The following is a 21,196-nucleotide window of genomic DNA, read 5'->3' as shown; positions in this document are numbered from 1 at the left end:
CACCGTGCGGGGGCGGCCGCGGGGACCGTCCAGCCCGTGGTCCGCCCACCCCGGTGGTCGGGTGCCCGGCCACCGGCGCACCGCCGCGCCACCGGCGCACCGCCGCGCCACCGGCCACCGGCCACCGGCCGCCGCCCCGAGCCGACCCCTCAGGGGAAAGTCCGGGGCATCCCCTATGGCCTCCGCGTCCGCGCGGGCGCACCGTGGAGCCATGGCACACGACGAAATGTCCCGACGTGAGAACCGGCAACTCGCCGTCGCCTCGGCGGCCGTGGGCCCGTGGCGGACCGCCGCGGGGGTCGGTGCGGTGGTGGGTGCGACCGCCCTGGGGATCGACGCGATCTCCGGGGACTGGTCACTGGGCATGCTGGCCGGGCCGGCCGGCTGGGCCCTGTTCTTCTTCTTCCTGGTCGGCACCGTCGGCGGGCAGCTGCGCCGCGACACCGGTGACCGCCGGCTGCGCCGCTGGGCGAACGAGCACCCGTGGCGGGCCGCCCTCCCGGCGGCCGGCGGGCTCCTCGTGCTGGACGTGCTGGCGCAGTGGTTCCTCGGGGACTCCAGCCTGTTCGGCGCCTTCTTCCTGGCCCTGCTGCCGGCCGGCGTCCTGCTGGCCGTCGCCGGGGTCGTGGGGTCGGTGAAGCAGGCCCGCGGCAAGGACTGACACCGACACAGACCGGGGCAAGGAGGGGTGAAACGCCACGCCCCGCACACGCGTTCACCACATGGTGTGCCCCCGATCGACGAATCGTCACCGCCCGTCGTCATACTGGCGCGATGCCGATAGCCGAAGATCCGGAACCGCGCCCCGCCGAGGGCCGCGAGCCGGGCGGGTCCGACCCGTCCGGAGCGGGCGGGAAGGACCCGTTCGCCGACCTCGTCCTGGACGAGGAGTTCATCAAGGGCGCCACCGTCCAGGAGCAGTCCGGGCGCACCCGGATGCTGGCCGCCCGGTGGAAGCACACCCCGCCGGTCGATCCGGGCGGCCGCCGCTCCGTCAACGACGGCCCGGCGAAGGCGGCCGGCCGCCGGTTCGGCCGCAAGCCGAAGGCCCCGGCCCTCGACGCCTGGGGCAATCCGCGCCCACGCCGCCGGCCGGAGTGGCGCGCGCCGCTCTACGTCGTCCTCACCATCGCCGTGCTGCTCGCCGCGCTCAACATCGACGGGCTGCGCAGCTGGTACGACACCCGCTACGGGAACGGCTCCGGCAACGGGCCGGCCGCCGCCCGCACCCCGGCCGCCCCCGTCGCCCCGGAGACGGCGAAGCCCACCGCCGCCCCCTCCGCGGCCGCCGACCAGCAGCCGACCGTCGACCACCCCTGGAAGGGCTCCCCCGTGGAGGGCTGGCCGACCTCGATGGACGACTTCAAGCCCGTGGACGAGCCGGCCGCGACCGGCGTGTTCGGCGCCGACCAGGTCGCCGCCCAGGTCGCGCTGGTGAAGGGCTACCTCGCCGCGGCCAACATGGACCCCAAGGTCATCGGCGGCGCGCGGCCGGACGCCGCGCTGGCCATGCTGGAGCGGGACCAGCAGGACGACCTGAACGCCGCGCTGGCCAAGCCGTCCGAGGAGCACGACCCCACCAGGGACTTCGCCCGCTTCGACCCGCGCGAGGCGATCCTGGCGACCGACACCGTCAAGGTGCAGGGCCGGATCACCGTCGAGGGCGACGGCGACAAGGGCGTCCTGGTGCACACCGACTTCACCTACGTGTACGCCCTGCGCCCGGGCCCGGAGGCCGCCCAGCGGGCCGCCTCCCCCCGGCCCGCGCCGAGTGCTCCCCCGGCGACGAAGCAGCCGGCCGCGCCGTCCGGCGGCACGGCCAAGCCGGTGGGCCTGGTGCTGCCGGCCGCGGACGTCGCGGGCGACACCTGGACCACCCGCACCATCGTCCGCAAGCAGGAGGACTTCCGCTTCTACGACCCGGCCCGGTACCGGGTCAACCCGAAGAAGCTGAGCTTCGCCAAGTCCTCGTCGGACATCGGCAACAGCGCGTGCGACGTCTACGACGGCTTCCTGCACCCGCAGTTCGACCAGTTCGCGGAGCTCGCCCACCCCGGCTCCACGCCGACCGGGCCGGCCACCGACCCCTACGACCGGACGAAGGACATCCAGGAGAGCGCCGCCTGCGGCACCCTCAGCCGGAACTGACCGCTCAGCGCCGGCGCTTGCCCCGGCCCGGCGCCCCGGCGCCGGGCCGGCCGCTGCGGTCGGCCCGGCGCTTGCCGTACTGGGCGAGGGCCCGCTCGTGGGCGGCCCGGTTGACCGCCTCGCCGGGGGCCTCGGTGAGGCTGCGGACGAAGTAGGCGAGCAGCGAGCCGACCCCGCCGATCAGCCAGACCGCGCCGAGCGAGCGGTCCTCCGTCATCCAGCCGGTCAGCCGGTCCTTGCCCTCCGTGAGCACCTTCCAGGTGCGCAGCGCGGCCATCAGCGAACAGATCGCGATGGCCGCGGTCAGCAGCCCGTTGAGGAAGCCGCCGCTGTCGGAGAGGGCGACGCCCTCGACGCCGAGGCGCAGCGCGAACGCACCGGCCGCCGCGGCGACCAGCGCACCGGCCGACACCGCGACGCGGCGCAGCCAGTAGCCGTTGTCCCGCTCGACCCAGCTGGTGCCGAACCAGCGGATCGGGTCCGGCTCGGGGGCGCCGACGGGCTGGGGGGCGGGGGCGGGGGGCTGCTCGTTCACGGGGTCGATTATCCCCCGGACGCCGCAAGCGGCGGAGGAGCCGTCCCGGACTGCGGGACGGCTCCTCCGCCGTTGTCGTCGGGCCGGGCCCAGCCGGCCTGCCGGGCGGCCGCCCGGCAGCGGGCTCAGCCCAGCTTGCTCACGTCGCGCACGGCGCCCTTGTCGGCGGAGGTGGCCATCGCCGCGTAGGCGCGCAGCGCCTGGCTGACCTGGCGGTCGCGGTTCTTCGGGCGGTAGCCGCCGCCGGCCTCCAGCGCGCGGCGGCGCTCGTCCAGCACCTCGGCGGGCACCTCCAGGGAGATCCTCCGGCCCGGGATGTCGATGGCGATGGTGTCGCCGTCCTCGACCAGGGCGATCGTCCCGCCGGAGGCGGCCTCCGGGGAGGCGTGGCCGATGGACAGGCCCGAGGTGCCGCCGGAGAAGCGGCCGTCGGTGACCAGCGCGCAGGCCTTGCCCAGGCCCCGGCCCTTGAGGAAGGAGGTCGGGTAGAGCATCTCCTGCATGCCCGGACCGCCCTTGGGGCCCTCGTAGCGGATGACGACGACGTCGCCCTCCTTGACCCGCTTGGCGAGGATCGCCTCGACCGCGTCCTCCTGCGACTCCACGACGACGGCCGGGCCGCTGAACGTCCAGATCGACTCGTCGACGCCGGCGGTCTTCACGATGCAGCCGTCCTCGGCGAGGTTGCCGTACAGGACGGCGAGGCCGCCCTCCACCGAGTAGGCGTGCTCGACGCTGCGGATGCAGCCCCCGGCGGCGTCGGTGTCCAGCGACTCCCAGCGCTCGGACTGCGAGAAGGCCTCGGCGGAGCGGACGCAGCCGGGCGCGGCGTGCCACAGCTCGACGGCCTCCGCGGACGGCGAACCGCCCCGCACGTCCCAGGTCTTGAGCCACTCGGCGAGCGAGCCGGAGTGCACCGTGTGGACGTCCTCGTTGAGCATCCCGCCGCGGTACAGCTCGCCGAGGATGGCCGGGATGCCGCCGGCCCGGTGGACGTCCTCCATGTAGTACGAGCCGTTCGGCGCGACCTTGGAGAGGCAGGGCACCCGGCGGGAGACCGCGTCGATGGCCCGCATGTCGAAGTCCAGCTCGGCCTCCTGGGCGGCGGCGAGCAGGTGCAGGATGGTGTTGGTCGAGCCGCCCATGGCGATGTCCAGGGCCATGGCGTTCTCGAAGGCCGCGCGGGTGGCGATCGCGCGCGGGAGCACCGAGGCGTCGTCCTGGCCGTAGTGGCGGTTGGTGATCTCTACGACGGTCCGGCCGGCGGCCTCGTAGAGGGCGCGGCGGGCGGTGTGGGTGGCGAGCACCGAGCCGTTGCCGGGCAGCGAGAGGCCGATGGCCTCGGTGAGGCAGTTCATCGAGTTGGCGGTGAACATGCCGGAACACGAGCCGCAGGTCGGGCAGGCGTTCTCCTCGATGATCGCGATGTCCTCGTCGGAGACGTTCTCGTTGACGGCCTGCGAGATCGCGTCGACCAGGTCGAGCTTGCGCACCGTGCCGTCCACCAGGGTGGCCTTGCCGGCCTCCATGGGCCCGCCGGAGACGAAGACGGTCGGGATGTTGAGGCGCAGCGCGGCCATCAGCATGCCCGGGGTGATCTTGTCGCAGTTGGAGATGCAGATCAGCGCGTCGGCGCAGTGCGCGTTGACCATGTACTCGACCGAGTCGGCGATCAGGTCGCGCGAGGGCAGCGAGTAGAGCATGCCGCCGTGGCCCATCGCGATGCCGTCGTCCACGGCGATGGTGTTGAACTCGCGCGGGATGCCGCCCGCCTGCTTGATCGCCTCGGAGACGATCCGGCCGACCGGCTGCAGGTGGGTGTGGCCGGGCACGAACTCGGTGAAGGAGTTGGCGACCGCGATGATCGGCTTGCCGAAGTCCTCGCGGGCTACGCCGGCGGCCCGGAGAAGCGCCCGGGCGCCTGCCATGTTGCGACCGTGGGTGACCGTACGGGACCTCAGCTCGGGCACTGTGCTCCACTCCTTCGGGGCTGTCGCCGGCGCCCCGCTGGTGGGAGGGTGCGGGGGCCGCTGTGGCTACGAGCCTACGCCCGCGGTCCAGGCGGCGGACGGCCCGTCCGCGATGCGGTCAGGCGGACGGGCCGTTCGGGGGTGTGCGGGGCGGGGCCGTTCGGGGCCGTTCGGGGGTGTGCGGGGGGGGTGGGGGGTTCGGGGGCGGGGCGCGGCCAGGGCGCCGGGGTGGGCCGGGTCAGGCCGGGGTGGGCCGGGTCAGGCCGGGGTGGGCCGGGGTGTCCGGGGTGATCGCCACCGCCAGCTCCAGGGCGTAGCGCTCGACCAGCCGGCCGTCCGGGAACTCCGCGGTCATCGCGACCCGCTCGGCCTCCAGCAGCGGCGCGCGCTCCGCGGGCCCGAGGGAGGCCATGAATGAGCGGGAGGTGAGGTCGGCCAGCACCTCGTCCACGGTGACCCTCCGCTCCCAGCGCAGCACCGCGCGCTCGACCCTCAGGCCGGCCGACGCGAAGTGGGCGACGTGACCGGCGACCCCGCCGTAGCCGTGGTAGCGGTCCCCCAGGGCCGCGGTCATCCGCTCGACCCGCGCCCGGACCCACGGCACGGTCTCGTCCGGGATGTTCCACCAGGCGGCCAGGGCGCCACCGGGCCGCAGCACCCGGACCGCCTCGGGGACGGCCAGTTCGGGGCGGGTCCAGTGGAAGGCCTGGGCGTAGGTGACCAGGTCGGCGGAGCCGTCGTGGAACGGCAGCTCGTCGCCGCCGGCCCGGACCAGCGGCAGCCCCGGCGACGAGGCCAGGAACTGGGCGGCCATGCCCGCGCTGGGCTCCACCGCGACGACGTCCGCCCCGCGGGCGGCGAGCAGGCGGGTGGCGATGCCTGTGCCGGCGCCGACGTCCAGGACCCGGGCGTTCTTCAGACTGCGGCCGGACAACCGCTCCACCGCGTCGAACAGCTCCTCCGGGTAGCCCGGCCGGCCGCGGCCGTACTCGACGGCGACCCCGCCGAAGCTCCGCGCCGCCTCCAACCGCCCCTGGTCCTGGCCCCGACCATGGTCCTGATCCTCCGTCATGGCTCCCCCTCCGCACGGTGGTTCGCGCCCTCACGAGCGCGGTCTCTCAGCGTACGCGCGACGGGGTGGCCAGGTGCAGGCGGGTGAAAGCCAGGGCCTCGGCCAGATCGGCCTCGCGTTCGGCGGGCGACGCGGAACGCCGGGTGTTGACCTCCAGCACCACGTGACCGTCGAAGCCGGTGCGGGCCAGGTGCTCCAGCAGCTCGGCGCAGGGCTGCTTGCCGCGGCCGGGGATCAGGTGCTCGTCCTTGCCCGAGCCGCTGCCGTCGGCCAGGTGGACGTGCGCCAGCCGGTCGCCCATCCGCTCGACCATGGCGAAGGTGTCGATCCGCGAGGTCGCGACGTGCGAGAGGTCGATGGTGAAGTGCCGGTACTCCTCGTCGGTGACGTCCCAGCCGGGCGCGTAGGCCAGCACCTCGCGGTCGCGGTAGCGCCACGGGTACATGTTCTCGACCGCGAAGCGGACGTCGGTCTCGCCCGCCATCCGGTTGATGCCCGCCACGAAGTCCCGGGCGTACTGGCGCTGCCAGCGGAACGGCGGGTGGACCACGACCGCGCTCGCACCGAGCTTCTCCGCCGCCGCCCGGGCCCGGACCAGCTTGGTCCACGGGTCGGTGGTCCACACCCGCTGGGTGATCAGCAGACAGGGCGCGTGCACGGCCAGGATCGGCATCCGGTGGGCGTCGGAGAGACGGCGCAGCGCGTCGACGTCCTGACTGACCGGATCGTTCCAGACCATCACCTCGACCCCGTCGTAGCCGAGCTTGGCGGCCAGCTCGAACGCCACGGCGGTGCTCGCCGGGTACACCGAGGCGGTGGACAGGACCACCTTGGTGTCCGGGATGTGCAGGGTCGGGTGCGGGGGCAGCACCAGCCGGTCGGTGGTGCGCAGCAGCGGGGGGCGGGCGGCGTCGCGCCGGGCGGCCTTGACCGAGCGCACCGACTGGACGGCGGCCTTGGCGGCACCGGCGGCCCGGGCGGTGCGGGTCTCCCGGGGCGCGGCGGTGGCGGCGGCCTTCCGCGTGCCGGGCTTGCGTACACCGGCCTTCTTCGGCTCGGCCTTGCTCGGCTCGGCCTTCGCGGGGGCTGGCTTCGGGGGGTCGGGCCTCTTCGGGTCGGGCTTCGCGGGGTCGGACGTCTTCGAGGCCGGCCTCCTGCGCGCGGGCCGCTTCGGCTCCGGGTCCCCGGGCTCCGTCTCGGGACGCCCGGTCCCGGAGTGCTCGGAGCCGGGTGCCTCCGGGCCGGCGGACCTCGCGGCGGCGGGCTTCCGGACGTCGGGCTTCCGAGGGGAGGACTTCTCCGCGGAGGGCTTCTCGGCGGAGGACTTTCCGCCGGCGGACTTCGCGGCGGTGGACTTCACGGCGGTGCGCTGAGCCGCCTTCGCGGCCTTGGCGGCCTTCGCCGCGGTGGCGCCCTTGACCGCCTTGCCGAGCCTGCGGCGCGCGCCGTCCGGCCGCGGCTGCCCGTCCCCGGGGGCGCGGTCCTCCGGCGTCCCGTCCTCACCCGCTGGTTGCACCACGGGAGACAGCGTATGCGGACCGCGCTCCGAACGGGACCGTCCTCAGGGGGTGAGCGCCGGGCGGCGGCGGTCGGCGGGGCTGTCCATGGTGTCCAGGCGGCGCAGGATGATGCCCTCGCGCAGCGCCCAGGGACAGACGTCCAGCTCCTCCAGCCCGAAGAGGTCCATGGCGGCGTCGGCGACCAGCGCTCCGGCCAGCAGCTGCTTGGCCCGGCCCTCGGAGACGCCGGGGATCTGCGCCCGCTCGGCGACGGTCATCCCGGCCAGCCGCGGCAGCCAGGCGGACAGCCCGCTGCGGGTGAGCCTGCGGTCCGCGTACGGGCCGGCGTCGGCGGGCGCGGCGCCGGTCATCCGGGCCAGCTGCTTGAAGGTCTTGGAGGTGGCGACGGCGTGCTGGGGAGTGCCGAGTCGGGAGACCTCACCGACGACGGTGCCCATCTCGGCCCGGATGTGGCGTCTCAGCTCGCGCAGCCCGTCCGGGTCCGCCACGTCCCCGGGCAGCCAGCGGGCGGTCAGTCGGCCGGCGCCCAGCGGCAGCGAACAGGCGACGTCGGGCTGCTCGTCCAGGCCGCAGGCGATCTCCAGCGAGCCACCGCCGATGTCCAGGTTGAGCAGCCGCCCGGACGACCAGCCGAACCAGCGGCGGACGGCCAGGAAGGTCAGCCTGGCCTCGTCCTGCCCGGAGAGCACCCGCAGCTCCACCCCGGTCTCCGCGGCGACCCGGCCCAGCACCTCCTCGCCGTTGGCCGCCTCCCGGACGGCCGAGGTGGCGAAGGGCAGGATGTCGACGACGCCCTTGTCCTCGGCGACCCGCAGCGAGGAGGCGACGTGCCCGACCAGCCGCTCGACACCGGCCTCGCTTATCGCGCCGTCGACGTCCAGCAGCTCGGCCAGGCGCAGCTCGGCCTTGTGCGAGTACGCGGGCAGCGGGGCGGCACCCGGATGGGCGTCCACCACGAGGAAGTGGACCGTGTTGGAACCTACGTCGAGTACACCGAGTCGCATAACTCTCCACGCTACGCGATCCGGACCTGGGCGAGACCGGATGTGACCGTATTCGCGCTGGTCCCGGCGGGCACACCGGCGGTGGGGCAGTGCCCGCCGGGCACACCGGCGGTGGGGCAGTGCCCGCCGGGCACACCGGCGGTGGGGCAGTGCCCGCCGGGCACACCGGTGGCGGATCAGTGCCCCCCGGCCGCGCCGGTGGTGGATCAGTGGCCGCCGGGCCCGGGCCGCGGCCCGGTGCGGCAGTTGGCGTCCGCCCAGCGCCGGGCCGGGCCCGGGGTGTCGGTGATCAGGCCGTCGGCGTCCCGGGCGGACATCAGCTGCCAGGACTCCTCGTCGTCGAGCGTCCAGACGTACACCTCGCGGCCCGCCCTGCGCTCGGCGGCGATCCGGGCCGCGGTCGCCAGCGAGGTGTCCAGGGCGATGCCCCGCAACGGCAGGTCACCCGGGTCCTCGGCGATCGCCGAGCCCTGGATCAGCACCACTGGCAGGGCCGGGGCGGCCGCGTGGGCCTGGTGCAGGTGCTCGGCCGAGAAGGAGTAGAGGACCACCTTGGCCCGGCTGGCGGCGGCGATCCGGGCGATCCGGACGACGTCCTCGGCCCGCTGCCACTTGATCTCCATCAGCAGGGTGGCGTTGCTGTCCGAGAGGCGGTCGAGCAGCTCCTCCAGGGTGGGCACCGGCTCGGCGGGGCCCGGCCCGACCGTCACCCGCAGGTCCGCGACCTGGGCGGCGGTCAGGTCGGCGACGGCGCCCTTGCCGTTGGTGGTGCGGTCGACGGTCGGGTCGTGCATCAGCACCGGGACGCCGTCCCGGGTCGTCTGCACGTCGGTCTCCAGCCAGTCGGCGCCCTGCTCCAGGGCGGTCTCGAAGGAGGCCATGGTGTTCTCGGGGGCGCTGCGCGGGGCACCGCGGTGACCGATCACCACCGGGGCGTCGCAGGACGGCGTGGCGGCGACGGACCGGGCCTTCAGCGCGGGCGCGGAGGCGCATCCGGCGGCCAGGACCGCGAGGGCGGCGAGGACGGCCGTCTGGGCGGCGCGGGGCGGGGCGGTCACGGCTCGGGGGCTCCGGCTCCTGCTCGGTTCGGTCGGGGGGTGGTTCGGTCGGGGGCCTGGTTCGGTCGGGGGCCTGGTTCGGCCGGGGGCCTGGTTCGGCCGGGGGTCAGCTGGTGGACGTCGCCGCCCGGTCGGAACGCATCTCATACGACTCGACGGCAGATCATCAAACTGATCCGACAACCCGACGATGCCATCCGGTTCCTCTCAGCCTGGGGCCACCTGGCGGCACGCCGACACCGCGGTGCGGTCCACGTCACCCGGACGAGTGGCCGGTGCGCCGCTCACAGCAGTCCGTCCCACAACTGCTCGACGATGACGGCCCACCAGTTCTCCGGATCGTCGAAGACCGTCCCGTCCACCGCCACCAAGGCCCGCTGCAGGGCCTCCACCGCCGCCCCGGCCGTCACCGGGTCCGACCCGCGCAGGGCGGGAAGCCACCCGGCGAACACCGCCAGGCAGCGAACGAAGGACCGCACGTCCGCGTTGCCGTACCGGGCCGTCCCGTCGTCCGGATCGACGGCCCGGACTGCACCGCTCACCACGTCGAGCGTGACCAGCGCCCAGCCGTCCGACCCCAGCACCAGCCGCCCCGCCAGCGCCGCCCGCTCCCGCTCGGCGACCCGGGCGCCCCGACCCGCCGCCGCCAGGTGCGCCGCCAGCGGAGGCAGCACCGCGGCCGGGCGCGAACCGTCCCCGACCGCCGCCGCCCCCGGGTGGTACAGGGTGAAGAAACCCGGCAGCACCGACGGCACACCCACCGTCAGCAACAGGGCCGCCGCCTCCCCGGGCAACTCCGCCCGCGCCACGTCCGCCGGATCGAAGCGCTGCACGCCCGCCGCACCGAACCCCGCGGCCAGCCGGGCCGCCAACGCCGCATCCGACTCCACGGGCGCCGGTTCCTTCTGCCCCGACTCCGCGGGCACCGGGAGCGCCGCCCGCGGGAACGGCACCCGGTTCCGCACCGGACCGTCCGGGGGCGCGGGCAACCCCCGCACCGCCGCCGCCCGGTGATCGAACCTCGGACCGTACGGCACCTCGAAGCCCACCCGGACCCGCGGCAGCTCCGCCGCCAGCGCGTGCGCCCAGTAGCCGCCGGGTAGGGCGCCCAGCCGCAGATCGGTGCGCACGGCCAGCACGTCCTCGGCCGGGACGCCCTGCTCGCGCAGCCACCACCAGCCGCGCAGCGCCGGGTGCGGCAGGCCGGCCGCCGAACGCAGGGCCAGCGAACGCACCTCGCCCGCGGCGTCCCGGTAGGTCAGCTCGGCCCGGGCGCCCCGACCGGTCACCGGCGGACGCGCCGGGTCGTACCCGCCGGCGCCCACGAAGTCCCGGTACAGCCCGACCACCTCGTCCACCGGCACGGACGGCCACACCGTGAACCGGCCGCTCTCCCGGTCCACCACGGCACACGCCGCCCCGACCTCCTCGGGCGGCCGCCGCTCCCCCGTCCGCGGATCCACCGCGACCTTCGGCGGCTCCGCCCAGACCACCCACCCGAGCTCGAACTCGTGCGCGAGCACCCGCCGCACCGCCCCGGCGCCCTGCGGGAGATCGCCGTTGATCCACCGATGACCCGCCGCCACCGCCTGCGCCCGCGAGATCACGCCGCCACCGCCCCCTCACCTCGACCACGCCGTCGACCCGTGACCCTACGACCCCGCCCATCCCCCCACCACAGCCGCACTCCCCGACCCGCCCTCGGCGAGCCACTCCCCGCCCACTCCCCCGGCACGGAAAGTCGACCAGACCGACTTCCCACGCAGGCCCACCAGGCGCGGAGCCCACCCCCGGAGGAATATGCAGACCGGTCTACCTAAGTCCCCGCACCCCCAGCCCACCCGGGCGACGCCCAGCGCAACACCACGCCGGGCCGGCGTGAACGAGGGGCGAATATGACGGCCGGTCTACATACCCCGCCCCTCGCCACCACACCGACCCGCGCCCCGGAAGTCGACCTGCCCGACTTCCCACGCAGGACCACAGGGTTGGACCAGCAAGGAATATGACGGTTGGTCTACATATTCACCCCAGCGGCAAGCGCACCAATCCGTACGCAGGAAGTCGACTCCGCCGACTTTCAACTCCACACTCACAGACGCCACAGGGCGCGACCACATAGGACGACCGATCTACGTGCGGCAAAGCCGGGACGCAGCCACCCTGCACAGGAAGTCGACCTGCCCGACTTGCTACGCAGGGCCTCCGTGGCAGCCGGAGCAGAATATGGCGGTCGGTCTACATATTTACTCCGCCCGCTAACGGCGCCGGCCTGTGCACGGGAAGTCGACCGCGCCGACTTCCCGTGCACAGGTCACGCCGGATAGGCCGAGCAGGACGACCAGTCCACACATGACACACCCGGGCCGCGGCCACCCTCCGCAGGAAGTCGACCCGATCGACTTCCTGCGCAGCGCCCCAGGGGGAGCTCGGCGAGGAATATGACGGTCGGTCTACAGATTCTTCCCCCGATGCAGCGGCGCCGGGCTGCACACAGGAAGTCGACCGCGCCGACTTCCTGCACGCAGGTCACGCCGGGCGGGCCGAATAGGACGACCGGTCTACATATGGCACGCCTAGGCCAGGGCCGCGCCGCGCGGGGGCAGCCTTCGGTGGAATATGACGGTCGGTCTACATATTTGGCTGGGGCGGAGAGGGGGGCGCACAGGAAGTCGGATGGGTCGACTTCCTGTGCGGGCGGCGGGCCGGGGGGCGGGGGGCGGGGCGCCTCAGGGGGTGGGGGTGAGGTCCAGGGGGTGGCCTTCGGGGGTGAGGGTGATGGCCCAGAGACCGCAGGTGGCGGGGTGGAGGGGGGTGGAGCCCTGGCGGGCGAGCTGGTGGTCGAGATACGTGACGGCGTTCCGGTGGTTGACGGCGTTCCAGGCGTGGGGGCGGCCGTGGTCGTCGAGGGTGAGGAGGAGCGCCTGGGCGCCGTGGCCGGAGCGGAGCAGGTCCGCGGCGAGGCGGTCGAAGGCCGGCCCGCCGTCCCCGAGGTCGCGGAACGGAGCACCGAGTTCGCGTTCCGCACGGTCGCGGCCGCCGCGTTCCCCGGCGTCGCCTTCGGCGGGGATGCGGGGGGCCGCGCAGGTGGGCAGGCCGGCGTGGGTCTCGATGGCGGAGAGGGCGATCTCCAGGCTGTTGTTGGCCCGGCCGGGTTCGCGGTACCCGCCGTCGTTGACGGCTTCGGCCCAGCACCCGGCGGCGGGGTCGGGGTGGCGCAGCGGCCGGCCGTCCTCGTCGCGGGGTGTGCGGCGTTCGAGTTCGGCCTGGTGCTGGGGGTCCACCGGGGCCAGCCCGCCCGGCAGGCCGTAGGGGCGGCTGTCGGCGAGGGTGCGGGGCCGGACGGCCGGGTCCTCGGTGTGGCCGCCGCGGCGGGCGCGGAGGGCGCGTCGGAACGCCGTCGCGTGGGCGGTGGCGACCGGCACGACGCCCCAGACCAGCGCGGGGTCGGCGGCGACGGGTGCGACGGAGTCCCGGCGGCGGCCGTCGGGCTGGTGCGGTTCGGGCCGCGCGGGGTTGGGCCCGACGACCGGCGGGGCGGGAACGACCGCCTGCGCGGGCGGGGCCCCCGGGGAGGTGCCCGGGGCGGGCGCGGTGACGGGGTACGGCGCGGTGCCGATGGGAGGGCGGGGAGCGGCGGCCCCCGGGCGGGGTTCGGGTCCGGGCTGCGGACCGCCGGTGGCGGCTGCCGCAGCGGCCGGCGCACCCGTGCCCGGCGCGCCCGTGACCGGTGCCCCGGGCGTCGCGGCCGCACCGGTCGGGCCGGCGCCCGGCCCGCCGACCCCGGCAGCGCTCCCGAACGGTGCCGGAGCGCTCCCGGGGTACCCGCCACCGCCCACGAGCGGGCCCGCCGCGCCGGACGGGGGGCCGTAGGCCGGCGCCGCGAGGTGCCCGGCCACGCCCACCGGACCGACCGCCCCGACCGGTCCGGTCGTCCGGACCGACGGCGGTGTCTCGGGCGACCCCTGGTCGTACGAGGGGGCGGCGGCACCGGCCGGCGGGGCGAGCACGGAGTCGGTCCGTACGGTGACGGGCCCGCCCCCGCCCCCGTTGCCGCCGGTGTGCGCGGGGGCCGGCGCGGGCTGCTGGAGCGGGTAGTCGCCGTCCGACCAGCCGCCCCCGCCACCCCCGGCCACCGGGGCCACACCGGCCCGGGCGGGCGTCGACCAGTCGGCCCCGGCCGATGCGCCGCCGTGCCCCGGCCACCCACCGGTGGCATGGGACGCGACGGACGTCCCGGACGCGACGGACGCGACGACGGGTCCGTCCGGGGAGAGGCCGCCGGTGGCGGCGCTGGTCCCGGCGACGGCCGTGTCGGGCCCGAACGAAGCCGTCAGCACGTCGGGAGCGGCGGCCACCGCCACCCCCACCCCGCCCGCCGTCCTGGGTCCGGTCCGCGGTCCGGTCGTCGGACCGGTCGCGGGGTCGTCTGTCGAGTCCGGGTCGGGGCCCGGGTCGGGAGCGGGGATCAGCGAGGTCGTGAGGACGGCCGGCCCGCCGGGCAGCAGTCCGGCGAGCGGCAGGCCGTGCGGCTCCTGGTCGGACGCCCTGCCGTCCCGGCCGTCCGGACCGGTGAGCAGCGGGCGCCCGTGTTCGTCGAGGCCGACGGCCGGATCGGCCACGCCGACGAGCGGTCTGCCGTCCGGCCCGGTGACGACGAGCAGTCCGGCGGCGTCGGGGAGGGGCGTCCCGTCGGCCCGGAGGATGACCGGTCGGCCGTCCTGGCCGAGGACGGGCTGCCCGGCCCCGTCGAGTTCGACGGTGAGCCCGGGCACGCCGACCAGCGGTTTCCCGTCCCTCCCGGTGAGCAGGACGAGGCCGGTGCCGTCCGCACCGAGCACGCCGGGTTCGCCGAGCGCGGCCGGCAGGCCCGCGGCACGTGCGTCGAAGGCGCCTGCGGCGGCGGTCCGGTAGGAGTAGGAGGCGGCGGTGACCCCGGGCGCGGCGCCGAGCCGGAGCAGCGCGACCGCGGCCGGGTCCCTGAGCGCGGTGGCGAGGGCGTCCTTCATCCCGCGGCCGAGCTCGTCGAGCAGCCCGCCGATCTTCAGGCCTGCGGTTTCGACGGCCAGCGTCGTCTTCGCGTCGGCGAGCTGCCGCCCCGCGGTGTCCCGCACGGCTGTGGTGGCAGCGGCGACGGTCCGGCGCAGCCCGCCGAAGATCCCGTCGGCACCACCCCCGGCCGGGGCCGCGGACGCCGGGGCGGCCGGCGCCGGGGCGGCGGCGGCCTGCTGTTCGGCCTGCCTGAGCTCGGCGGCGAGTTCCCGGAGGGTGGCGACGATCTCGGCCTTGCAGCCGTCGACGGCCCGGGCGGCCTGGTCGAAGGCCCCGGCGACCAGCCCGACGGCGGCGTGGGCGTCGTCCAGGTGCCCCTTCCCCCCGCCGGTGAACGCCTGCCAGTACGCGCCGAAGGCGTCGACCGCGTGGCCGGAGTTCTCGCTGGTGACGCGTCGGGCGGACTCGCCACCGCGACGGGTGAGGCGGTCCGCCTCGACGGCGAACTCCCGCCAGAGCCCGGCCGCCCGGCGCAGCCCGTCCTCGTCGGCCTGTGGCCACTGATGGCCGGTCCTGGCCAGGACCGGGGCCAGTTCCTCGGGCAGCTTCCGGGCCACGCGCTTCCCCCTTCAAGACCTTCGAGACCTACGAGACCCACAAGCCCTACGGGCCCAGAGAGGCCCGCGTGCCGCGAACCGCCCGCCGCACGCCGCACACGGAGCGCGGCGGACGCCCGAGCACCGGCACCCCACCCCCCTGGCTCACGACCCACCGGGCCCGGGGAGCGCCGACCGTCAGGCCGACACGTCCTTGGGGACGACCGCCGCCGACCCCGGGGTTGCCGCCGCCCCCAGGGGCCCGAAGCCCGCCGCCGCCGAGGTGTCGGTGTCCGCGGTGCGGTCGGCCATGGTGTGGAGCCCTGCACCGACCTGCCCCAGCCGCCCGGCCAGCCCTCGCAGTCCACTGGCGAGTTCGCCGCGCGCCGGCCCGTAGACGGTGGCGAAGCCGCTGCCCGGCCGATCCGTGCCCCATGGTGCGCCGAGGGCGGCGAGGTCGCGCTCCAGAGCGCCGACGGCCTTCGCCAAGTCGCGCCCGATCCGCTCGAACTCCCGCGCCTCGCCCCGCAGTTCCCACGGCTTGAGGACGAAATCCCCGCTGCCGGTGACCCCGTCGTCTGGCATCCCCGTACCTCCCCGTCGCGGATTGGCCGCCATCCTAGGGCTTGTTCCGGACGGTCGGGCGCAGGGCGTTTCTCCGGTACCCGGGGGGCGCTGTGGGCTGGGCCGGTGCGGGTGGAGCCGTTCACGCGTCCGCGGGTGCGGCAGTGCGAGGGCCTGGTGCGGGCCTCCAGTCGTGATCACCGGCCCTCGGCGAACCTGCAGGTCGTCATCGACGCCGACGCCCGGCCGCCGCCGCCCCGGCCGCCACCCCCCGGCCTCCTCGGGCACCCTCGGCACCCCGGCGCCCGGCCGAGGCGCCGCGAAGCCCCCCGGTGGCGGGCGGTCCGCCGGCCCCGCGAAGGCTCTACCCTTGCCGGGTGGCACCAGCAGAAACGTCCAAGAAGAAGTCCAAGGCCTCCTCCGCGCCGGTCGACCTCGCGATGCCGACCCTGCGCCGCGAGACCCCGCACGGCGGTGAGACCCCGCACGGCGGGATCCCGCGCGACGAGGTCCCGCTCGACTTCCCCCGCGCCTGGGTCGAGTTCGCCGACCCCGACGACGAGGAGCAGGTCTTCCGCTGCGACCTCACCTGGCTGACCTCCCGCTGGTCGTGCGTCTTCGGCCAGGGCTGCCACGGCATCCGCGAGGGCCGCGGCGAGTCGGACGGCTGCTGCACGCTGGGCGCGCACTACTCGGACGAGGACGACGAGAAGCGCGTCCTCGGGCACGCGGCGCGGCTGACGCCCGAGCTGTGGGAGAACTTCGCGCACGGCACCGACGCCAAGGGGCGGATCAAGTCCGACGGCGGCGTCACCATGCTGGACGAGGACGGCGACCGGCAGACCCGCCGGGTGGGCGGCGCCTGCATCTTCGTGAACAGCCCCGGTTTCGCGGGCGGCGCGGGCTGCGCCCTGCACGCGCTGGCGCTCAAGGAGGGCCGGGAGCCGCTGGAGACCAAGCCGGACGTCTGCTGGCAGCTCCCCGTCCGGCGCACCTACGACTGGATCGACCGCCCGGACGACACCCGCTACCTGCAGGTGTCGATCGGCGAGTACGACCGCCGCGGCTGGGGCCCGGGCGGCCACGACCTGCACTGGTGGTGCACCGGCGCCCCGGCCGCGCACCAGGGCGCGGACCCGGTGTACGTCAGCTACCGCCCCGAGCTGACCGAGCTGATGGGCAAGGCGGCCTACGAGGTGCTGGCCGGCCTGTGCGCGGAGCGGATCGCCACCAAGGGCGACCGCAAGGTGGCCCCGCACCCGGCGGACCCGGTGAAGAAGCCCAAGAAGGCCTGACCTGCCGCACGACCCGGGAGACGCAGGCCCGCCGCACGACCCGGGAGACGCAGGCCCGCGGCAGGGGCCGGGCCACCGGCCCGCCCCCGGGGCGCCCGCCCGACGGCGCCCACCCCCAGGGGCGCCCACCCCGCGCGCCGCCCGCCTACTTGTCGATGTCCCCGACCACGAAGAACATCGACCCGAGGATCGCCACCATGTCCGCGACCAGCGTCCCCGGCAGCAGCTCGGTCAGCGCCTGGACGTTGTTGAACGACGCCGAGCGCAGCTTGAGCCGCCACGGCGTCTTGTCGCCGCGCGAGACCAGGTAGTACCCGTTGATCCCGAGCGGGTTCTCGGTCCACGCGTAGGTGCTGCCCTCGGGGGCCTTGAGGACCTTGGGCAGCCGCTGGTTGACGGGCCCGGGCGGCAGGGTCGCGAGCTTGTCGAGGCAGGCGTCGGCGAGGTCGAGGGAGTTGACGGTCTGCTCCAGCAGGCACTCGAAGCGGGCCAGGCAGTCGCCCTCCTCGCGGGTGACGACGGTGAGCACCTGCCGCAGTTCGTCGGAGCCGTACGCGAGGTAGGGCTCGTCGCGGCGCAGGTCGAGGTCGAGGCCGCTGGCCCGGGCGATGGGGCCGCTGACGCCGTACGCCTCGGCCTGGGCCCTGGTGAGGACGCCGACGCCGGCGGTGCGGGCGCGGAAGATCTCGTTGCCGAGGACGAGTTCCTCGAAGACCGGCAGCTGGGAGCGGACCACGGCGACGGCGGTGCGGACGCGGCCGAGCCAGCCGGCCGGGAGGTCCTCCTTGAGGCCGCCGACCCGGTTGAACATGTAGTGCATGCGGCCGCCGGAGGCCTCCTCCAGGACGTGCTGGAGGTCCTCGCGACCGGTGAAGGCGTGGAAGATCGGGGTGATCCCGCCGAGTTCGAGCGGGTAGGAGCCGAGGAACATCAGGTGGTTGAGCACCCGGTTGAGCTCGGCGAGCAGGGTGCGGATCCACACCGCCCGCTCGGGGACCTCCATGCCGAGCATCCGCTCGACGCCGAGGACGACGCCGAGTTCGTTGGCGAAGGCGGAGAGCCAGTCGTGCCGGTTGGCCAGCATGATGATCTGGCGGTAGTCGCGGGCCTCGAAGAGCTTCTCCGCGCCGCGGTGCATGTAGCCGATCACCGGCTCCGCGGTGACGATGCGCTCGCCGTCGAGCACCAGCCGCAGTCGCAGCACGCCGTGCGTGGCGGGGTGCTGCGGGCCGATGTTGAGCACCATGTCGGTGGTGCCCGCCTCGCCGGTGAAGTTCTCGGCTCCCGCCCCGATGCCGACCGTGGTCTCCCTCATGGGGTCAGAGTCTGCCATCCCGGCAGGGGGCGCAGGCTCTCCGGTACCGGCATGCGGACCGTCTGGGCCAGCCAGCCGAAGGCTCCGAGCCCGGCCGGGTCGGTCAGTTCGGCGCCCTCACCTGCGCCGCTGAGCGCCCGCAGGTACCCGACGGGGTCGCTGGAGGCGAGGGCGAGTGCCGGTCGGGCGCCGCTGACGCCGAGGGCCCGGAGGGCGTCGCGCTGCGTCGTCCACAGGCTGTGGAGGCCGGGGGCGGCGGCGGAGTCGAGGGCGACGTGCGCGGTGACGTCGCAGGAGCCGTCCGGGACGGGGGCCACCTCGCGGCCGCCGCGGAAGCCGGTGAGGGTGCCGAAGGGGGGCCGCCGCCCGGCGGTGTGGGCGTAGTCGACGGCGACGGCCAGGCCGCGGTCGAGTCCGGCGACGGCGTGCGCCCAGGCGGCGTCGCGGGGGCCGCCGAACTCGACGCGGTCCCCCGGCCGCCGGGCGGGCCACCAGCGCCCGGCCCAGGCGGCGTCGGCCGCCGAGACGGGCTCGCCGGGCCGTTCCTCGCCGGTGGCGGTGTCCACCTCGCGGTAGCGCAGCACCCCGTCCTCGTCGACCTCGCCGGCGTCCAGCGGCACGTTGTCCAGCCACTCGTTGGCGAACAGCAGCCCGGTGCGGCCGCGCGGCACTGCGTCCGTCCAGCGGACCGCGTCCGGCAGCCCGGCCGGGCGGTCCGCGAGCTCCACGCCGTACGGGCGCAGCCGCGCGAGCACCTCGCCGGGCAGTTCGGCCAGCACGCCGGCGAGCAGTTCGCCGCGTCCGGCCCCGACGTCGACCAGGGCCAGCTCCTCCGGACGACCGAGGGCCTCGTCAACCTCCAGCAGCAGCCGTGCCACCGCGCGGGCGAACAGTTCCGAGGCGTGCACCGAGGTGCGGAAGTGCCCGGCGGGGCCCTCCGGCCTGCGGTAGAAGCCGCCGTCCGGGTCGTACAGGGCCTGTTCCATGGCGGGCGCCCACCGCATCCAAGTCATGGGCCGGGACGCTACCCGGCCGCCGGGCACCCCTGCCCATCGGCACCCGTGCGTCTCCGACCTACGGAGTAGGACGGATCGCCCTACCGGCGGACCTGGGCACACCGCGTGACTGCCTACGCTGGAGACGTGCATCGACTCAACGCCTGGCTCCGCCGTCACCCCATGGTGGTCGACGCCGCCTGGGCTGCGGTCGTGCTGTTCTTCGGCCTGCTGCCGAACGACAACTTCCCCGACGGCTGGCGCTTCGACGCGCAGATCCTGGTCGCGGTGCTGCTGCCCGCGCTGATGGTCTTCCGCCGGCGCTTCCCCGACGTGACGGTGGCGGCCGCCGCCGGCCTCGGTCTCGGCCAGGTGGCCGCCGACGTCGATCCGGCCGCCTCCTCGATCGCCTACCTGGTGTTCGCCTACACCGGCGCCGCCTTCGGCCAGAAGTGGACGTCCCGGCTGGCGCTGGCCGCCGGTGTCGCCAGCGGTCCGCTGGTGTTCTGGCAGCTGCACCCGATGAAGACGGAGCTGGACCACGCCGGCGACGCGGTCACCCGGGAGTACTCCCCCGGCCAGGCCCTGCTGATCATGCTGCTGATGAGCACGCCGTTCATCCTCTGCTGGGCCTGGGGCCGGCTGACCCGGGTGCGCCGCGCCTACCTGACCGAGCTGGAGGACCGCGCGGCCCGGCTGGAGCGCGAGCGGGACGCCCAGGCCAAGGTGGCGGTCGCCGCCGAGCGCGCCCGGATCGCCCGCGAGTTGCACGACGTGGTCGCCCACAACGTCTCGGTGATGATCGTGCAGGCCGACGGCGCCGCGTACGTGCTCGACAACTCCCCGCAGCAGGCCAAGGAGGCGCTCGGCACCATCGCGTCCACCGGCCGGCAGGCGCTGGTCGAGATGCGCCGGCTGCTGGGCGTGCTGCGGACCGCGGACACCGCCGAGGAGTACGTGCCGCAGCCCGGGGTCGAGGAGCTGCCGGAGCTGCTGGAGCAGGTCCGCACGGCGGGGCTGCAGGTGGACTACGCGACCTCCGGGCACCCCCGCGAGCTGCCGCGCGGCGTCGAGCTGACGGTCTACCGGATCGTCCAGGAGGCGCTGACCAACGTCCGCAAGCACGGCGGCCCGGACGTGCACGCCCGGGTCGCGGTCGACTTCGGCGAGCGGGAGCTCGCCGTCCTGGTCGAGGACGACGGCCGCGGCAGCACCGACGAGCAGCTGACCGCCGGCGGCACCGACGGCCTCGGCCACGGCCTGATCGGCATGCGCGAACGGGTCGGCATGGTCAGCGGCCGCCTCGACGTGGGCCCCCGCCCCGGCGGCGGCTTCCGGATCCGCGCCGTCCTCCCCCTGAAGGCGGCACACTGAGTCCCCCGTCGCCCCGACGCCCCCGAAGGAGCCATCTTGACCATCCGCGTGATGCTCGTCGACGACCAGGAGCTGTTGCGCACCGGCTTCCGGATGATCCTGCAGTCGCAGGGCGACATCGAGATCGCCGCCGAGGCCGGTGACGGCGCCCAGGCCCTCGAACGGCTGCGGCACACGCAGGTGGACGTGATCCTGATGGACGTCCGGATGCCGCGCCTGGACGGTGTGCAGACCACCCGCCGGATCTGCCTCGCCGAGGACGGGAGCCCGCTGCCGGACGCCCCGCACGTGCTCATCCTGACCACCTTCGACCTGGACGAGTACGCCTTCGCCGCGCTCAAGGCCGGCGCCAGCGGCTTCCTGCTGAAGGACGTCCCGCCGACCGAGCTGGTGGCCGCGATCCGCGCGGTGCACGGCGGGGACGCGGTGGTCGCCCCGACCACCACCCGCCGCATGATCGACCGCTTCGCCGAGGTGCTGCCCACCCCGCAGAGCTCGCCCGGCTCGGACGTGCTGGGGCCGCTGACCGAGCGCGAGCGGGAGGTGTTCCTGCTGGTCGCGCAGGGCCTGTCGAACGGCGAGATCGCCGCCCGGCTGGTGCTCTCCGAGGCGACGGTGAAGACCCACGTCGGCCGGATCCTGGCCAAGCTCGGCCTGCGCGACCGGGTCCAGGCCGTGGTGCTCGCGTACGAGGCGGGGCTGATCCGGGCCGGCGCAGCCGACTGAGACCCCGCCGCCCGCCCGTAGAATGGGCCGGT

At 75.3% G+C, this 21,196-nt stretch carries 16 protein-coding genes; 5 read left to right on the top strand and 11 right to left on the bottom strand.

Annotation, left to right across the window (positions count from 1 at the left end; translation table 11 throughout):
- The first annotated feature begins 211 nt into the window (after positions 1 to 211).
- A complete protein-coding gene (locus ACFYUY_RS19970) occupies positions 212 to 661 on the top strand; it encodes a hypothetical protein (protein ID WP_360212774.1) in 450 nt (149 codons plus the stop codon).
- Positions 662 to 774: 113 nt separating this feature from the next.
- Positions 775 to 2,148 (top strand): hypothetical protein, encoded by a 1,374-nt coding sequence (locus ACFYUY_RS19965; protein WP_360212772.1) that lies wholly within the window; start codon positions 775 to 777, stop codon positions 2,146 to 2,148.
- Between the two features lie 4 nt (positions 2,149 to 2,152).
- On the opposite strand, the gene ACFYUY_RS19960 is transcribed toward ACFYUY_RS19965, so the two are convergent.
- From ACFYUY_RS19960 to ACFYUY_RS19920, 9 genes are all read right to left on the bottom strand, one after another.
- Positions 2,153 to 2,683 carry a hypothetical protein gene (locus ACFYUY_RS19960; RefSeq protein ID WP_360212770.1) on the bottom strand — a complete coding sequence of 177 codons (531 nt, stop codon included), beginning with the start codon at positions 2,681 to 2,683 and terminating at the stop codon, positions 2,153 to 2,155.
- A gap of 125 nt (positions 2,684 to 2,808) precedes the next feature.
- Complete coding sequence (ilvD, locus tag ACFYUY_RS19955) at positions 2,809 to 4,653, bottom strand: dihydroxy-acid dehydratase (protein ID WP_360212768.1); 1,845 nt, start codon at positions 4,651 to 4,653, stop codon at positions 2,809 to 2,811.
- A 238-nt stretch (positions 4,654 to 4,891) separates the two neighbouring features.
- Complete coding sequence (locus ACFYUY_RS19950; RefSeq protein ID WP_387902082.1) at positions 4,892 to 5,725, bottom strand: class I SAM-dependent methyltransferase; 834 nt, start codon at positions 5,723 to 5,725, stop codon at positions 4,892 to 4,894.
- 46 nt (positions 5,726 to 5,771) lie between these two features.
- Complete coding sequence (locus ACFYUY_RS19945) at positions 5,772 to 6,575, bottom strand: sugar phosphate isomerase/epimerase (RefSeq protein WP_360212813.1); 804 nt, start codon at positions 6,573 to 6,575, stop codon at positions 5,772 to 5,774.
- A 711-nt stretch (positions 6,576 to 7,286) separates the two neighbouring features.
- The gene (locus ACFYUY_RS19940) at positions 7,287 to 8,249 is read right to left on the bottom strand and encodes a Ppx/GppA phosphatase family protein (protein WP_360212764.1); all 963 of its coding nucleotides are present in this window, start codon (positions 8,247 to 8,249) and stop codon (positions 7,287 to 7,289) included.
- Positions 8,250 to 8,455: 206 nt separating this feature from the next.
- Complete coding sequence (locus ACFYUY_RS19935) at positions 8,456 to 9,307, bottom strand: glycerophosphodiester phosphodiesterase (RefSeq protein ID WP_360212762.1); 852 nt, start codon at positions 9,305 to 9,307, stop codon at positions 8,456 to 8,458.
- A gap of 284 nt (positions 9,308 to 9,591) precedes the next feature.
- Complete coding sequence (locus tag ACFYUY_RS19930) at positions 9,592 to 10,914, bottom strand: SUKH-4 family immunity protein (RefSeq protein ID WP_387902079.1); 1,323 nt, start codon at positions 10,912 to 10,914, stop codon at positions 9,592 to 9,594.
- Between the two features lie 1,122 nt (positions 10,915 to 12,036).
- The gene (locus ACFYUY_RS19925; RefSeq protein ID WP_387902076.1) at positions 12,037 to 14,916 is read right to left on the bottom strand and encodes a toxin glutamine deamidase domain-containing protein; all 2,880 of its coding nucleotides are present in this window, start codon (positions 14,914 to 14,916) and stop codon (positions 12,037 to 12,039) included.
- Between the two features lie 177 nt (positions 14,917 to 15,093).
- Positions 15,094 to 15,480 (bottom strand): WXG100 family type VII secretion target, encoded by a 387-nt coding sequence (locus tag ACFYUY_RS19920; protein WP_387902073.1) that lies wholly within the window; start codon positions 15,478 to 15,480, stop codon positions 15,094 to 15,096.
- A gap of 419 nt (positions 15,481 to 15,899) precedes the next feature.
- On the opposite strand from ACFYUY_RS19920, the gene ACFYUY_RS19915 reads away from it, so the two are divergent.
- Positions 15,900 to 16,754: a hypothetical protein gene (locus ACFYUY_RS19915; protein ID WP_387902145.1), complete on the top strand. Its 855-nt coding sequence runs from the start codon at positions 15,900 to 15,902 to the stop codon at positions 16,752 to 16,754.
- 145 nt (positions 16,755 to 16,899) lie between these two features.
- Here ACFYUY_RS19915 and ACFYUY_RS19910 read toward each other — a convergent pair whose 3' ends face one another.
- Together ACFYUY_RS19910 and ACFYUY_RS19905 are read right to left on the bottom strand one after the other, a co-directional pair.
- Positions 16,900 to 18,069: an NADH-quinone oxidoreductase subunit D gene (locus ACFYUY_RS19910; protein ID WP_360212754.1), complete on the bottom strand. Its 1,170-nt coding sequence runs from the start codon at positions 18,067 to 18,069 to the stop codon at positions 16,900 to 16,902.
- Positions 18,066 to 19,082 carry an SAM-dependent methyltransferase gene (locus ACFYUY_RS19905; protein ID WP_387902069.1) on the bottom strand — a complete coding sequence of 339 codons (1,017 nt, stop codon included), beginning with the start codon at positions 19,080 to 19,082 and terminating at the stop codon, positions 18,066 to 18,068. The genes ACFYUY_RS19910 and ACFYUY_RS19905 overlap by 4 nt, the downstream gene beginning before the upstream one ends.
- 129 nt (positions 19,083 to 19,211) lie before the next feature.
- Here ACFYUY_RS19905 and ACFYUY_RS19900 point away from each other — a divergent pair, with 129 nt between their 5' ends.
- Positions 19,212 to 20,438 carry a sensor histidine kinase gene (locus tag ACFYUY_RS19900; protein ID WP_360212750.1) on the top strand — a complete coding sequence of 409 codons (1,227 nt, stop codon included), beginning with the start codon at positions 19,212 to 19,214 and terminating at the stop codon, positions 20,436 to 20,438.
- A 36-nt stretch (positions 20,439 to 20,474) separates the two neighbouring features.
- Positions 20,475 to 21,164: a response regulator transcription factor gene (locus ACFYUY_RS19895; RefSeq protein ID WP_360212748.1), complete on the top strand. Its 690-nt coding sequence runs from the start codon at positions 20,475 to 20,477 to the stop codon at positions 21,162 to 21,164.
- Positions 21,165 to 21,196 lie beyond the last annotated feature (32 nt).

The sequence above is a fragment of the Kitasatospora sp. NPDC004745 genome (assembly GCF_042873275.1).
Classification (GTDB): Bacteria; Actinomycetota; Actinomycetes; order Streptomycetales; family Streptomycetaceae; genus Kitasatospora.
Note: the sequence above shows the minus strand (reverse complement) of the source record. Positions and strands in the feature narration are given on the sequence as shown.

What these genes read in the sequence shown, in the direction of transcription:
- ACFYUY_RS19970 (WP_360212774.1), top strand. Translation starts at nt 212, where the DNA reads ATGGCACACGACGAAATGTCCCGACGTGAGAACCGGCAACTCGCCGTC.
- ACFYUY_RS19965 (WP_360212772.1), top strand. Translation starts at nt 775, where the DNA reads ATGCCGATAGCCGAAGATCCGGAACCGCGCCCCGCCGAGGGCCGCGAG.
- ACFYUY_RS19950 (WP_387902082.1), bottom strand. Translation starts at nt 5,725, where the DNA reads ATGACGGAGGATCAGGACCATGGTCGGGGCCAGGACCAGGGGCGGTTG.
- ACFYUY_RS19940 (WP_360212764.1), bottom strand. Translation starts at nt 8,249, where the DNA reads ATGCGACTCGGTGTACTCGACGTAGGTTCCAACACGGTCCACTTCCTC.
- ACFYUY_RS19920 (WP_387902073.1), bottom strand. Translation starts at nt 15,480, where the DNA reads ATGCCAGACGACGGGGTCACCGGCAGCGGGGATTTCGTCCTCAAGCCG.
- ACFYUY_RS19915 (WP_387902145.1), top strand. Translation starts at nt 15,900, where the DNA reads ATGCCGACCCTGCGCCGCGAGACCCCGCACGGCGGTGAGACCCCGCAC.
- ACFYUY_RS19910 (WP_360212754.1), bottom strand. Translation starts at nt 18,069, where the DNA reads ATGAGGGAGACCACGGTCGGCATCGGGGCGGGAGCCGAGAACTTCACC.
- ACFYUY_RS19905 (WP_387902069.1), bottom strand. Translation starts at nt 19,082, where the DNA reads ATGACTTGGATGCGGTGGGCGCCCGCCATGGAACAGGCCCTGTACGAC.